Origin of the sequence: Nocardiopsis sp. NPDC101807 (genome assembly GCF_044766605.1) — a bacterium.
Taxonomy (GTDB): Bacteria; Actinomycetota; Actinomycetes; order Streptosporangiales; family Streptosporangiaceae; genus Nocardiopsis; species Nocardiopsis tropica.
The window spans coordinates 70878-85060 of record NZ_JBIWMK010000003.1 but is presented as its reverse complement, the minus strand read 5'-3'; the positions used below and the strand labels follow the sequence as shown (position 1 = coordinate 85060).

Here is a 14183-nt window from a genome sequence, read left to right as displayed (position 1 = left end):
CCGCACACGACCACACCCGTGGAGGAGAACGCGATGACCAACCCGTTCGACGCCGAGGACGGTACCTTCCTCGTGCTCAGGAACGCCGAGGAGCAGTACTCGCTGTGGCCCGGTCACCTCGCGGTGCCCGCCGGCTGGGAGAGCGTGTTCGGTCCGGCCGGCCGGGGGGAGTGCACCCGGCACATCGACAGCGAGTGGACCGACATGCGGCCCGCGAGCCTGGTCCGGCAGGCGGAAGCCGGCGCCTGAGCGCCCGCCGCGCCGCCCCGGCCCCGTACCGAGAACAGGAGCACGGGATGCCCATCGTTTCCACGCCGCACGAACTGCTGGAGTCCGACGTCTACGTCGACCTCACGTCCGTGACCGGCCGCGAGATCTACCTGAAGTGCGAGGGCTTCAACTTCGGAGGCTCCGTCAAGCTCCGCACGGCCGCGGCCATGGTGGCGGCCGCCGAGAAGGACGGCCTCCTGCGCCCGGACACGGTCCTGGTGGAGTCCTCCTCCGGCAACCTCGGCGTGGCTCTCAGCGTGGTCGCCGCCAGCAAGGGCCTGGTGTTCACGTGTGTGACCGACCGGCGCTGCAACCCCCACACGCTGCGGCTGATGAGGGCCCTGGGGGCCGACGTCGTGGTGGTCGACGTCCCCGACCCCGTCGGCGGCCTCCTGGGCGCCAGGAAGGAGAGGGTCCGGCAGATGTGCCGCGGCGACGACCGGTACCTGTGGCTCAACCAGTACGAGAACCCGGCGAACTGGACGGCGCACTACGAGACGACCGCCGTCGAGATCGCCGGGCGCTTCCCCGACCTGGACGTCCTCTTCGTCGGCGCCGGGACCGGGGGCACCCTCGTGGGCTGCGCGCGGTACTTCCGCGAGCACGCGCCCCGTGTGCGGGTGGTGGCCGTCGACGCCCAGGGGTCGGCGAACTTCGGCGGCGAGCCCGGGCCGCGCCTCATCCCCGGACTCGGGTCGAGCACCCCGGCGCCGGCCCTGGAGCTGGCCTCCGTCGACGACGTGGTCCACGTGCCCGAACGGGAGGCCATCAGAACCTGCCGGGCCCTGTCCGCGCGCGGGTTCCTGTTCGGCGGGTCCACGGGAACGGTGGTGGGCGGGGCCCTGGACTGGCTCGACCGCCACGACCCGGAGCACCGCCTCAGGTCGGTGGCCGTGGCCCCCGACCTGGGGGACAGGTACCTCGAGACCGTCTACAGCGACCAGTGGGTCGACAAGAACTTCGGAGACGGGACCCTCCGGCCCTCCGCCGGGGGTTCCACGACGCCGCACGGCAAGGAGGGGCAGTGAACACACAGGGCCCGGACGTGTACGCCGTCCCTCTCACGTCCAGACTCGGTACGCCCGTCCACGTACGCGACCTGGACGACCCCAGGGTCCGCGAGAACCTCGGCGCGCTGGAGGAGCAGGGCATCCGGGAGGTGCGCGTGTCCTCGGACTCCACCCTGGAGATGGCGGTCGCGGTCACCCCGGGAGCCCCGGGGACCGAGCATCCGGACGTGTCCTACGAGGCGGTGGTGGTCTGCAACGACACAGACGAGGGGACGACCCCCAGCGAGTGGGCCCAGGAGTTCCGCGCCGCGGCGAAGCTGCCCTCGACCCCGGTCCTCGTCGTCAGCGGCGACGCCTGCTCGAACTTCTCCTCGGGGACCGACGTGGCCAGGGGCCTGATCGCGTCGGGGCAGGCCGTGTCGGTCCTGCTGGTGACGGTCGACCGGATCGTCTCGGGAACCCGGCACCCTCCGATCAGCATGACGGTCTTCAGCGACGGGGCCGCCTCCTGTCTCATCACGCGCGAACCCGGTCCGGAGGCGTCCTTCCAGCTCCTGGGGTCGGCGACCGAGCGCTGGCTGCCCCGGGAGAAGGAGTGGTCGGGCCTGGCCGACGCGAGGGTGACCCTGACGGCCATGCGCACCGCCACGCGTCGGGTGGCGGGGCACGCCGAGGAGGGCTTCCGCTACCTGGTGACCCCGAACTTCGGCAGCGCTACCCGCACCATGCTGTCGATGGCCGCCGCGATGCCGCACACGGAGCCCTATCCCGGGCTCGTCTCGACGGTGGGGCACTGCTTCTCGTCCGACGTGCCGCTCAACCTGGCCGACCTGGCGGAGTCCGGCCGGATCGACGACGGTGACGCGGTCCTGGCCTGCGCTTCGAGCAGGGGCTCCCTGGCGGCCATGGCCCTGCGCTTCCGCGGGCCCTCCGGCCGCTGACCCGTCCCCCGGCCCCGCCGCGCGCGGGACCGGGACGGGTCAGCGTTTCGTGCAGAGGTAGATGCGGGAGCGGCGGGGCCCGTGGCGCAGGTCGGCGGTCTCCACCTCCCGCGAGAGCCGGTGCAGCAGCTCCTCGAAGGGGCCCGGGTCGTAGCGGTTCAGCCAGATGTAGCCCTCGTCGGTCTCGCGCCGCAGCAGCGCCTCGGGCGCCCTGGGGACCTGGAAGAAGCCGATGACGACGTGGGTGCGGGCCACCCGGAACATCTCCCGGACCGCCGTCTCGTAGTAGGGCAGGCACTCCAGCAGGTGGCGGGAGTTCACGACGTCGAAGGTCCCCTCGCCGAAGGCGAGGTCGGTGACGCTCATCTCCAGCCACCGCGCGCCCGGGTGCTCGGCCCGGCACGCGTCGAGGACCCGGGGGGAGACGTCGATGCCGGTGTAGTCCACGGGCAGGCCCGCGTCCCGCAGACCGGCGTAGGTCACGCCGGACATCACACCGCAGTCCAGCAGCGAGCAGGAGGCGCCGGGGTAGAGCGCGCCGATGCGCTCGGAGGTCCAGGCGTGGCCGGGGTCCTCGTCCCGCCCGTCCCTGCGCATGTGGTCGACGTCGGTGGTCCGGAGCCACAGGGGGGAGGGGACGTCACCCACGGCTCTCCTCCTCCTCGCGCAGGGCGTAGCTCCTGGCCAGGGCGGCCAGGTCGCCCACGGTCTGCGCCTGGAGGACGTCGACGATGTCGATGGAGGTGCCCAGCCTGTCCTCGATCGCGGCGATGATGCGCAGCAGCAGGACCGAGTTCACCTGGAGGTCGGCGAACGCGTCCCCGGGGGCGACCGACGGGGTCCCGAGTGCGTCGGCGACGATACCGCCGACGAGGGCCTGGTAGTTCGTGTCGTCTGCGGACATGCTCCTCTTTCCGTGGTGGTGGGGGCCGGTGCGGTCCCGGGCCGTGTCGGGTCAGAAGCCGTCGCCGGACAGTGCCCAGCCGATGCTGCGCAGCATCCGTTCGCGTTCCTGGAGCAGGAACAGGTGGCCGCCGGGGAACATCTCCACCCGGGCCGGTCCGTCGGTCAGCGCGGCCCAGCCGTGGAGGTGCTCCTCGGCCACCCGCGGGTCCCGCGTGCCGCCGAACACCGAGACGGGACAGCTCAGTGGCGGGCCGGGCCGGTAGCGGTATCCGGCGAAGAGGGACAGGTCGGCGCGGAAGGTGGGCAGCAGGAACGCGGTGAACTCGGGGTTGCGCAGCAGCTCCTCGGGGGTGGCGCCGAGTACGCGCAGCTCCTCGATCAGGCCCTCGTCCGACAGGTCGGCCTCCGCCGGGGTGCGCGACCGGTGCATGTGCAGGGCGCGGCAGCCCGACACGAACACGCGGACCGGTTCGAGGCCGTGCGCCAGCCGCAGCCTGCGGCACAGCTCCCAGCAGACGATGGCGCCCATGCTGTGGCCGAAGAACGCGAAGGGCCTGTCGAGCAGCGGCAGCAGCCCGGGGGTGAGGGCGTCCAGCAGGTCGTCGAGCCCGGGGACGGGCCGTTCGTGGAAGCGGTCCTCGCGTCCGGGCAGCTGGACGGCGAAGCCCTCGGTGCCCTCGGGAAGGCCGGCCCCCCAGTTCCGGTAGGCGGAGGCGCCCGCCCCCGCGTAGGGGAAGAAGAAGAGGCGCAATCCGCCGGGGGCGGTCGCCCCGGTCAGGGGGCGAACCCATTCCTGCGCGGTCCGGTGGGGAGTGGAGTGCATGGAGGGGCGGGGGTCCGTTCTGTGGGCGGTGCGGTCCGGAGCGGCCGGCCCGGTCTGCGGGCGTCCTCGGATCACCGCGGCGGACCGGTGCTTCGAATGCGTGCTTCCGGGTGCGTTCCCGGCGTCGGAAACAATGGCGGCGACCCCTGCTCCTCGGGCCGGTATTCGCACCGCGGGCTGTCGCATCATAGTAGGCGTCTGCCGTTCACGCCAGGGGCCGGAGCGGGATTTCCTCCGGTGCCGCGGAGGGGGGTGGTTTCCTTTCCGGGGTGGGCCGCGTGGAAACGGAACCGGGGTGCGCAGCCCTCGGATCACCCTGGTCCAGGAAAGCATCGAAAGCCGCGAATCCGGATCATTCGGTTAGGGGGAGGGGTGCGGAGGACGCGTAGGAGGAGATCGGCGGAGTGGAACCGGGAACCGTATTCGCCGGGGCGTCCGAAACCGGAAAGAGGTCGGCCGCGTGCGCGCGTTCCACACGAACGGAGTACGAGCGCGAACCGGGTTCGGGGGCCGAAAGGCATCCGCGCCCCGGCAAACGGATTCGCTATTCCCCTACCGTTCGTCCCGTCCTATACTCATGCCGTTCGACGAAGGGCCCGCACGCCAGGGGCCCGGCGGAGGAGTGTCCGGAAAAAGAGGGGGAGGTGCCCGATGACGGCGAAGCGTCGCGGAGTCTGCTCCGGCTTCTGACCCCCCTGTCTCCCGGCAGCCGGCCCCGCCGACCGGGAGGAAGCGCTCACGCGGACGGCGCGGGCGGCCGCGCAGGCGCCCCCGGAGCGTGAACCGGCCCGCCCCGCCCGCACCCCCGGGTGCGGGGCGGACAACGCCGAGCCCACACAAGGAGAACGGTGATCGTACTCGGCCTCAGCGGCCTCCCCCACTCCCAGCCGCACCACCTCCGGAGCAGGCCGGGGATCGCGGAGGTCGACAGCAGGATCTGCCAGGGCATGGACAGCGCCGCCTGCCTCGTGGTCGACGGGAACATCGTCGCCGCGGCCGCCGAGGAGCGCTTCACCGGGGACAAGGCGACCGGGGCCTTCCCCGAGAAGGCCATCGCCTACTGCCTCGACCACGCCGGGATCACCTGCGACGACGTCGACCTCATCGCCCACGGTTTCAACTACGACCGGTTCCGCCGCTTCTTCCACCGGACCCCCGAGTACTTCGACGAGGTGCTCAGCGGCCGGACCGTGGTCGAGGAGCTCGCGCGCACGGGGTGGCGCGACCCGGGCGACCGGTTCCGCCCGGTGGACCACCACGTCGCCCACGCCGCCTCCGCCTACCACCTGAGCGGTTACGAGGACGCCCTGTCCGTGGTCTCCGACGGCATGGGCGAGACCGTCGCCCTCACCGTGCACCGGTTCACCCGGGGCCGCATGGAGGAGCTGTACAGCCAGGGAATCGACTCCTCCCTGGGCATCCTCTACTCGATCCTGACCCGCTACCTCGGGTACACCTTCAACTCCGACGAGTACAAGGTCATGGGCCTGTCCGCGTACGGCGACCCCCGCCGCTACGCCGACTTCTTCGCCCGCTTCATGGGCGCCGACGAGGGCAGGGCCGCCATCGGCTGGCCCCAGGGCGCGCTCGGGCGCGCGGGGGAGGGCTACCCGGACGCCCTGGCCTTCCTGGCGGAGTCGCTGGGCGTCGCGCCGCGCGAGCCCGGCGCCGAGGTCCCCGACGAGTACGCCGACATCGCCGCCGCCTTCCAGGCGCGCTTCTCCGAGGTCCTGACGGACCTGGTCCGCCACTGGCTGCGGCACACGGGCCAGGACTCGCTGTGCCTCTCGGGCGGGACCTTCCTGAACTGCCTGGCCAACCAGTCCATCTCGGAGCTGCCCGAGGTGTCGCGCATGTTCGTCCCGCCGGCCGCGGGCGACGACGGTACCGCGATGGGGGCCGCACTGCACGTGGCCGGGGGCTTCTCCGGCACCTTCAGCGCCTACACCGGTCCCGGCTACGGCGCCGACGACGTGCGCTCGGCGCTGAAGGCGTTCGAGCGGCCCGGAGGCGGATCCCCGGTCTGGGAGTACCACGGGTTCACCGACGAGTACATGGACCTGGCCGCCCGCGACCTCGCCGAGGACAGGATCGTCGCCTGGTTCGCCGGACGCATGGAGTTCGGCCCACGGGCCCTGGGGAACAGGTCCATCCTGGCGCTCCCGAACGGGGAGGACATCAAGGGGCGGCTCAACGCCATCGTCAAGATGCGGGAGGGGTTCCGGCCCTTCGCCCCGGCGATCCTCGACTCCGACTACGAAGAGGTCTTCGAGGGCCGGGCCCTGTCGCCGAGCAGGTACATGCTCAGCACCGCCCGCACCCGGCCCGAACGGATCCCGAGCATCCGGGGCGCCGTGCACGTGGACGGCACCGCCCGGGTCCAGATCGTCACCAAGGAGGACAACGAGGTCTTCTGGCGGCTCCTGCACAAGGTCAAGGAGCACACCGGCCTGGGCTGCGTGATCAACACGTCCTTCAACGTCAAGAACCAGCCGATCATCGCCTCGCCGGACCTGGCCCTGGAGGCGCTGGAGAGGATGTCGCTGGGCCGCCTCTACATCGAGGGGTTCCGCGTGGGCCCGGGCGGCTGAACGGCCGGGGCCGCCTCGTCGTCCCGGGGCCGAGGGAGGGCTGCCCCCGCCCCGACCGCCGGGACCGCCGCGCGGTCGGCGGCCGTCGGCGTTGTCGTGGCCGCCTGGCACCCTGGGCGCCATGAGCGAGACGACCGGACCTGAGGAGAAGGCGGCTGCCGCCGCTCCGACCACGCCGGCGGAGTGGCGGGGCTACCTGGAGCGGTACGGCGATGCGTACCTGAGGAACGAGGCCGACGACGAAGAGCTGGTCGATCTGCTGGACGAGGATCAGCTGGAGGTCCTGGACGGCGGGGGGCGCGTCGACCTGTGGCTGGGTGAGGCACCGGCCGGGGAAGAGGCCCTGGTGGAGGCCGAGGAGCGGCTCGGGGTGCGGTTCCCACCGAGCCTCAGGGGGTTCTACCTGGCCAGTGACGGGTGGACGAGGGTCGGGGGCGCCTGGGTGGGAGAAGGCGTCCATCCGTGCGGCCGCGTCTCGTGGATGCGGGACGGCGATGCCGGCAGACGTGTGACCGCGATCTACGACTCGATACCCGGCAACGAGGACCTCGTGCAGCTGTTCGGCCGGTCCCTCGAGGTCGCCCGGGGGGAAGACTTCTGGCTGCTCGATCCGACCGACGTCGGGCCGGACGGCGAGTGGGCCGCCTACGAGTTCGCGCCGAAGTACGGCGACCCGACGAAGTACCCCGGCTTCTCCGCGCTGTTCGACTCCGGGTACACGGGCATGGGCGGATAGGAGGACACGGCCCCGGGGCGGCCGTCCGGCCGCTCCCGCCCCCGCGACGCGGGCGGCGGCGACCGGACGGGTCCCCGCCCCGCATCCGACGGTCCGCGGCGACGTCTCCCGGCACCGTGTTCCACCAGCGGTGACCGTGGGAGGTCACGGCCTAGTCCCCGTGCCAGGACCTCCACAGGTTCGCGTACGTCCCTCCCCGGGCGAGGAGCTCGCCGTGGCTGCCGAGCTCGATGATCCGGCCCTCGTCCATCACGGCGATGCGCTCCGCGTCGTGCGCGGTCTGCAGCCGGTGGGCGATCGCGATGACCGAGCGCCCCTCCAGGACCGCCGCGAGCGCCCGTTCGGTGTTGCGCGCCGTGGCGGGGTCCAGCAGGGCGGTGGCCTCGTCCAGGATCAGGGTGTGGGGGTCGGCCAGAACCACCCGGGCGAGGGACAGCTGCTGCGCCTGGCCCCCGTTGAGCTTGTGCGTGTCGGGGCCGAGCACGGTGTCCAGCCCCTCGGGCAGCTCCCGGGCCCAGTCGGCCGAGACCGTGTCCAGGGCGGCGCGCAGCTCCGCGTCGGTCGCCCCGGCCCTGGCCAGGAGAAGGTTGTGCCGCAGCGTGTCCCGGAAGACGTGGTGGTCCTGGGTCAGCAGCACCACCTGGCGGCGCAGCAGCTCCGGCGCCAGGTCCGCCACGGGGACGCCGCTCACGGTGACCTCCCCCGTCCGCGGCCGGTCCAGCCCCGCCAGGAGCCTGCCCAGCGTGGACTTCCCCGCGCCCGAGGGGCCGACCACGGCGAGCCGTTCCCCCGGCTGCACCGTCAGGTCCAGCCCGTGCAGCACGTCCCCGCGGTGGTCGTAGGCGTAGCGGACGTCCCTGACCCGGATCCGGTCGTCGGACGGTTCGGCGGAGGTGGGCCGCTCGGCCGCGGGCGCCGCGGCCAGCCCCTCCACGCGGGCGAAGGAGGCGCCGCTCGCCTGCAGCTCCTCGACCCACAGCAGGATCGTGTCCAGCGGGACGGAGAGCTGGCGCAGGTACAGGGCCGCCGTCACGACCGTCCCCAGGGAGACCGACCCGTTCTGGTAGAACACCCCGCCGATCAGCAGCACGCCCACCAGCGGCAGGACGGCGGAGACGTCCACGGACGGGAAGAGGACGGTGCGCAGCCACAGGGTGCGCAGCCGCGCCCCGCGGGCCGTCTCGATCGCGGTCTCCGCCGCGGCGATCCGGCGTTCCTGCAGGCGCAGGGCCTCCACGGTCCTGGCGCCGCCCGCGGTGCTGGTGAGGACCTCGGCGAGGTCCGAACCGGAGGCGCCCTCGGCGAGGTAGGCCGTCCGCGCCCGGCGCAGGTACCAGCGCAGGGCGACCACGATGGTGACCAGCGTGGCCAGCCCGCAGGCCCCCAGCACCGGGTCGATGAACAGCACCGCGCCGATGAGGAACAGCCCCTGCGTCAGGGCGACGAACACCTCCGGGATCGCGTTGCGCAGGGCCGACGCGACCCTGGTGACGTCCGAGGTGCCGCGCGCGGCCAGGTCGCCGGTGGCCGTGTGCTCGACCGTGGCGGCGGGCAGGGCCAGCGTGCGCTCCAGGAACCGCTCGCGGATGCGGGCGGCGGCGCCCTCGCCGAACCTGTAGCCGACGTAGAGGGAGTAGCGCGCCAGCAGGATGTGCACGACCGTCACGACGACGATCGCCAGCGCCGTGCGGTCCACGGAGGCCACCGCGGCCGGGCCGGGGGACCGCTGGACGGTGTCCACGATCAGCCCCACGAGCCAGGGGGCGACGAGCGCGGCGAGGGCGGCCAGCACGTTGAGCGCCAGCATCAGGGCGAACGTCCACCGGTCGGCGCGGATCTCCCGTACGGCGGCGCGGCGCACGTGCGCTCGGTCCGCGACGGGCAGCACTGCGGTCATCGGAGCGGCTCCCACTCTGCGTCGCGCGACACCAGGGCCCGGTATCCGGGTTCGGTGCGCAGTAGTCCGTGGTGTGTGCCCGTGGCCGCCGCCCGCCCGTCGACGAGGTAGACCACCGCGTCCGCCTGGTCCAGGACGAGCGGCGAGGTGGTGGAGACGACCGTGGTCGTGCCCGCGCGGGCCTGTCGCAGGCGCGCCGCCATCGCGGCCTCGGTGAGGGAGTCCACGGCCGAGGTGGGCTCGACCGCGAGCAGGACCTCGGGCTCGGTGTACAGCGCCCGGGCCAGCCGCAGGCGCTGGAGCTGGCCCCCCGAGAGGTTGTGGCCCCGCGCGTTCACCACCGAGTCGAGGCCGTCGGCCATGGCGTCGACGATGTCGGTGGCCACGGCCGTGTGCAGCACCGCGCGGACGGCCTCGTCGTCGGGCTCACCGGCCCCGGCGACGACGTCGCGGATGCTCCCGGAGAAGAAGTCGGCGTCGTTGTCCGCCAGGAGGATGCGCTCGCGCACCGCGTCCAGGGGCGCCTCGCGCAACGGGACCCCGCCCCATTCGGCGTCGGAGGCGGTGAACCGGCCGAGGCGGTCCATGATCTCCTCGGCGTCCGCCGGCCGGGCTCCGGCCAGCGCGGTCAGGACCCCCGGGCCGACGCGCACGCCCGACGCGGGGTCGTACAGCTCCGCTCCCGGCGCCGGCGGCCGCCCTGTGGCGCCGTCGTCCGCGTGCTCCGGTTCGAGGTTGAGGAACCGGATCACCCTGCGCGCGCAGACCAGGGCCCGTGTGATGTCCGTGCCGCCCTCGATGAAGAACGCGACGGGGACCACCAGGACGGCGACGTACCCGTACACGGCGACGAGGTCGCCGATGCTGATGGCGCCGCTCGCCGCCATCCTGGCCGCGAGCCAGGTGACGACGGCCAGGAACAGGGCGGGCAGGCCCACGCCCAGGGCGCCCACCCAGCTGGTGACGCCGCCGATCCGGTACCCCTTGTCCCGCAGCTCCCGGGACTCGCGGTGGAAGTGGCGCGCGAACGCGTCCTTGCCGCCGAGCCCGTTGAGGACGCGCAGTCCGGTCACCACGTCCACCAGGCGCGCGGTGAGGGCGCCCTGCATCTCCCGGTAGGCGGAGCCGATCCCCAGGAGCCGGTGGAGCAGGGGGCCGACCGTGATCGCGAGCATCGGCACGCCGGCGAGGACGACGACGGCGAGCAGCGGGGAGATCGACAGCAGGAGCGCGGCGATGACGACGTAGGCCACCACGGCGCCGAACCCGGGGCCGGTCACGGTCAGGGACTGGGCGATGACCTGGACGTCGGCGATCCCGATTGAGGCGACCTCGCCGCTGGAGACCCGGCGCGGCAGCGTCGCGCCCAGGCGGGTGGAGTGGCGGACCGTGGCGCGAACGGTCCGGAACGAGGCGTCCATGCGGATCTTGGTCATCGTCCGGTGCCGCGCGATCCCCAGCGCGGCGTTGAGCACGCCGACGCCGAACAGGACGGCCACCCAGAGCGACAGGGCCCCCGTGTCGCCCGCGCCCAGCCCGTCGTCGATCGCCCGGGAGAGCACGTAGGGGGGCAGGGTCAGGCCCAGCATCCACAGGCTTCCGAGGGTGGCACCCGCGGCGATCCGGGATTTCTGGCTGAGGACCAGCCACAGCAGATACCGGACAGGGGTGGCTGTGTTCCCGGGGGAGGGAGGGCTAAATGTGTCGACCACCGGGCCACCTTACTGCGTCTTCCCCGGCAGGGATAGTTTCCCGCCTGGTATTGACGCGCATTTATGCGTATGGTAAAAGCGTTTGCCGTAATGGTGTCCGGAGGGGTGGTCGGTATCCGCCGCACTCCGGTACCGGGTGCCACAATGGCCCGTTCCGCCGCCGTTCACCGGGTGCCCGGCCTGGATTTCCGCCGACGGAGTCACCGGGAACAGGCAGTCCGATTTGTGCAAAGGGAAAACCCCCGCAGGAAGGGCGCCCACGGTACACTCCGCCCTTGGTAAGCACTTTCTTCCCTTCAGACCACAAGGGTTTCGAAGTCCGCAGCGGTGACCCGGGCCGAGCACGGCGCGACCCCGGAACCGCCGCGGAGGAACTCCGTTTCCCCTCGCGTCGTACAAGCGGACAGGTACCGGGAGCAGCCATGGGCACACAGTCGATTCCACCGTTCACCGTCGTATCGGGGGCCACCGTCCACGAGGTCCTCACGGGACGGCAACAGGAGCTGACCGACCTCGTGGAGCAGGCCTATCTGCTGCACGGCTCAGGCGAGACCACGAACCCGCCCTCGTACTTCCTGCGGTTCCCGGACAAGCCGTCCTCGCGGATCATCGCCCTGCCCGCGGCGGTCAGGGGGGACGTGCGCGTCGACGGCATCAAGTGGGTGTCCAGCTACCCGGAGAACATCGGGCACGGCATCCCCCGGGCCTCGGCCGTCCTGCTGCTCAACGACGCCGCGACCGGCTACCCCTACGCCTGCCTCGAAGGCTCGATCATCAGCGCCGTGCGCACCGCCGCCTCCGCGGCGGTCGCGGTGCGCCACCTGGCACGCGGGCGCGCGCCCCTGACCAACGTGGGCTTCTTCGGCGCCGGTCTGATCGCGCGCTACCTCCACGAGTACCTGGCCGCGCTCGGCCCTGCCTTCGACCGGATCGGCGTCCACGACCTCTCCGAGGACTACGCGCGAGGGTTCGCCGACCACGTGGAGCAGACCTCGCCCGGCAGCAGCGTGCGGGTGCACGCCTCGGCCCGGGAGCTGGTCTCCTCCTACGACATGGTCGTGTTCGCCACGACCGCCGCCACTCCGCACGTCACCGACCCCTCGTGGTTCTCCCACAACCCCCTGGTCCTGCACGTCTCCCTGCGCGACCTCTCCCCGGAGCTCGTCCTCGCGAGCACCAACGTCGTGGACGACGTCGAGCACGTGCTCAAGGCGGACACCTCGGTGCACCTGGCCGAGCAGCGCACCGGCCGGCGCGACTTCGTCCACGCGACGCTCCCCGAGGTGATCAGCGGCCGGTTCCGGCCCGAGCCCGGGCGCCCGGTGGTCTTCTCCCCCTTCGGCCTCGGGGTCCTGGACCTGGTGGTCGGCGACTACGTCCACCGGAGGGCCGCCGAGGACGGCGGGGCGACGACGGTCGAGGACTTCTTCTACGACACCGAACGGCACCGGCGCCCGGACCGGGTGCGCGCCGCCCGGAACGGGGGCGCCCTGTGACCGCGTCCCACCGGCTGCCGCACCTGGCCGACCTCCCCTACGCGGGACGGGGGCCGGCGCCCGCGCTCACCCACCCCGTCGACGCCGACACCACCGGCACCGTGCTCGACCGCGTGAACGCGTGGGCGCGCAAGAGCCCCGACCGGCGGGCCGTCGTCGGGGCCGGGACCGAGATCGGCTACGCGGACCTGGTCCGGCGCGTGGAGCGGATGCGCGCCCGCCTGGAGGCGGCGGGGTGCGGGGCGGGGGACGTCGTCGCCTGCCTGGGCCCCCGGTCCGCGCGGACCATCGTGCTGTTCCTGGCCCTGGAGAGCCTGGGCGCGGTCTACCTCCCCGTGGACCCGGGGTGGCCCCGGGCGCGCATCGACGAGGTGCTGCGGCTGAGCTCCAGCGCCCTGGCCGTGGAGTACACGGCCCAGGACGAGCAGCCCCCGGTGGTCGAGAGGACCGCCGGAGGGGGCGGAGGCCCGCTGCAGGCCCCGGAGGGGGAGGAGCCCCGCTACGTCATCTACACCTCGGGGACGACGGGCCGGCCCAAGGGCGCGGTGGTCGCCCAGCCGGGCATGCTCAACCACCTGTGGGCCAAGGTCGCGGACCTGGACATCACCGAGGACAGCCGGGTCGTGTTCACCGCGCCGCTGGTCTTCGACATCTCGATCTGGCAGATGCTGGCCCCGCTCATGGTCGGGGCCGCGGTCGTGGTCGCCTCCGACAACGACGTCCTCTACCCGCCCCGGCTGCACCGGCTGCTCCTGCGGCACGAGGCGACCGTCGTGGAACTGGTGCCCACCGCCATCGGGACCCTGCTCGACGACATCGCGCGCAAGGGGAGCGGCGAGGTGCTCCCCGCCCTGCGCTGGCTCATCTCCACCGGCGAGGAGCTCAAGCCCGGCCTGGCGGAGCGCGCCCTGGCCGCCCTTCCGCACGCCGGGCTGCTCAACGCCTACGGGCCCACCGAGTGCTCGGACGATGTGACCCACCACGTGGTGTCGCCGCAGGACACGGCCGGGGCGCGCCTGCCCGTCGGCCGCCCGATCGGCAACGCGAAGATCTACTGCCTCGTCCACGACGGCGAGGAGGGCACCTGGTCCGCGGCAGGCCCCGGCCAGGCCGGCGAGCTCTTCGTCGGAGGCGTCCCGGTGGGCCTGGGCTACCTCGGCGACCGCGACGCGACCCTCTCCGCGTTCTTCCGCGACGTGTTCGACCCGGACTCCCCGACGGGCCGTCTGTACCGCACCGGCGACCTGGGGAGGATCGACGGCGACGGAGTCCACTACCTGGGCCGCGTCGACCGCCAGGTGAAGGTCGCGGGCGTGCGCATGGAGCTCGACGAGATCGAGGCGGTGCTCAGCAGGCACGGCTCGGTGAAGCTCTGCGCGGTCACGCTGCGGCAGGAGGAGGGGAGGCAGCCGGTCCTCACCGCGCACTACGTGCCCGGCGCCGAGGTCGGGGCCGGTGAGCTGGAGGCGTTCCTGCGCTCGGCCCTGCCCGCGAGCCTGGTCCCGCGGAGCTGGGACCGGCTGGAGGAGATGCCGCTGACCCCCAACGGGAAGGTGGACCACCGGGCGCTCGCGCGCAGGAAGCCCCCGGGCGAGGGCTGATCGGGCCCGGGGCCGGGGAGGGCGCGCGGGACCCGACGCCCGCCCCTCCGCGCGGGGGAGGGACGCCCCGTGCCGGTCCCCGATCACAGGGGCGGGGCCCCGGATATTCGGACCTCGCGGCCCGCGCGGCCGGCAGGGGGCCGCCCCACCACAGGGCGTCCTCCTCGGCGGCCGTCACCACGATCGTCCAGAACGGTCAT

The 14183-nt window shown here is 73.0% G+C and carries 12 protein-coding genes; 7 read left to right on the top strand and 5 right to left on the bottom strand.

The window, feature by feature from the left end; all coding sequences use genetic code 11:
- The first annotated feature begins 33 nt into the window (after positions 1 to 33).
- The 3 genes from ACIRPH_RS09895 to ACIRPH_RS09885 are packed head-to-tail and all read left to right on the top strand — an operon-like array spanning position 34 to position 2221.
- Positions 34 to 249 carry an MbtH family protein gene (locus tag ACIRPH_RS09895; protein ID WP_402911836.1) on the top strand — a complete coding sequence of 72 codons (216 nt, stop codon included), beginning with the start codon at positions 34 to 36 and terminating at the stop codon, positions 247 to 249.
- A 47-nt stretch (positions 250 to 296) separates the two neighbouring features.
- Positions 297 to 1298 carry a 2,3-diaminopropionate biosynthesis protein SbnA gene (sbnA, locus tag ACIRPH_RS09890; RefSeq protein WP_402911834.1) on the top strand — a complete coding sequence of 334 codons (1002 nt, stop codon included), beginning with the start codon at positions 297 to 299 and terminating at the stop codon, positions 1296 to 1298.
- Positions 1295 to 2221 carry a hypothetical protein gene (locus ACIRPH_RS09885; protein WP_402911832.1) on the top strand — a complete coding sequence of 309 codons (927 nt, stop codon included), beginning with the start codon at positions 1295 to 1297 and terminating at the stop codon, positions 2219 to 2221. The genes sbnA and ACIRPH_RS09885 overlap by 4 nt, the downstream gene beginning before the upstream one ends.
- A gap of 39 nt (positions 2222 to 2260) precedes the next feature.
- Here the strand turns inward: ACIRPH_RS09885 and ACIRPH_RS09880 are convergent, their stop codons facing one another.
- From ACIRPH_RS09880 to ACIRPH_RS09870, 3 genes are read right to left on the bottom strand one after another with little or no spacing between them, the layout of a single operon-like run.
- Positions 2261 to 2869 carry a class I SAM-dependent methyltransferase gene (locus tag ACIRPH_RS09880; RefSeq protein ID WP_402911830.1) on the bottom strand — a complete coding sequence of 203 codons (609 nt, stop codon included), beginning with the start codon at positions 2867 to 2869 and terminating at the stop codon, positions 2261 to 2263.
- The gene (locus ACIRPH_RS09875; RefSeq protein ID WP_402911828.1) at positions 2862 to 3125 is read right to left on the bottom strand and encodes an acyl carrier protein; all 264 of its coding nucleotides are present in this window, start codon (positions 3123 to 3125) and stop codon (positions 2862 to 2864) included. Before ACIRPH_RS09875 ends, ACIRPH_RS09880 begins: the two co-directional genes overlap by 8 nt.
- Positions 3126 to 3176: 51 nt before the next feature.
- Complete coding sequence (locus tag ACIRPH_RS09870) at positions 3177 to 3950, bottom strand: thioesterase II family protein (RefSeq protein ID WP_402911825.1); 774 nt, start codon at positions 3948 to 3950, stop codon at positions 3177 to 3179.
- A gap of 848 nt (positions 3951 to 4798) precedes the next feature.
- Between ACIRPH_RS09870 and ACIRPH_RS09865 the strand changes: the two genes are divergently transcribed.
- Positions 4799 to 6541 carry a carbamoyltransferase gene (locus ACIRPH_RS09865; protein WP_402911822.1) on the top strand — a complete coding sequence of 581 codons (1743 nt, stop codon included), beginning with the start codon at positions 4799 to 4801 and terminating at the stop codon, positions 6539 to 6541.
- Between the two features lie 121 nt (positions 6542 to 6662).
- Positions 6663 to 7277, top strand: a complete 615-nt coding sequence (locus tag ACIRPH_RS09860; RefSeq protein WP_402911818.1) for an SMI1/KNR4 family protein — start codon at positions 6663 to 6665, stop codon at positions 7275 to 7277.
- Positions 7278 to 7428: 151 nt separating this feature from the next.
- Here the strand turns inward: ACIRPH_RS09860 and ACIRPH_RS09855 are convergent, their stop codons facing one another.
- A complete protein-coding gene (locus ACIRPH_RS09855) occupies positions 7429 to 9174 on the bottom strand; it encodes an ABC transporter ATP-binding protein (RefSeq protein WP_402911815.1) in 1746 nt (581 codons plus the stop codon).
- Positions 9171 to 10886 (bottom strand): ABC transporter transmembrane domain-containing protein, encoded by a 1716-nt coding sequence (locus tag ACIRPH_RS09850; protein WP_402911812.1) that lies wholly within the window; start codon positions 10884 to 10886, stop codon positions 9171 to 9173. The genes ACIRPH_RS09855 and ACIRPH_RS09850 overlap by 4 nt, the downstream gene beginning before the upstream one ends.
- 422 nt (positions 10887 to 11308) lie before the next feature.
- Between ACIRPH_RS09850 and sbnB the strand changes: the two genes are divergently transcribed.
- Together sbnB and ACIRPH_RS09840 are read left to right on the top strand one after the other, a co-directional pair.
- A complete protein-coding gene (gene sbnB, locus ACIRPH_RS09845) occupies positions 11309 to 12382 on the top strand; it encodes a 2,3-diaminopropionate biosynthesis protein SbnB (protein WP_402911810.1) in 1074 nt (357 codons plus the stop codon).
- Positions 12379 to 13983, top strand: coding sequence for an amino acid adenylation domain-containing protein (locus ACIRPH_RS09840; protein WP_402911808.1), 1605 nt, complete (start codon positions 12379 to 12381; stop codon positions 13981 to 13983). Before sbnB ends, ACIRPH_RS09840 begins: the two co-directional genes overlap by 4 nt.
- The last annotated feature ends 200 nt before the right edge of the window (positions 13984 to 14183 follow it).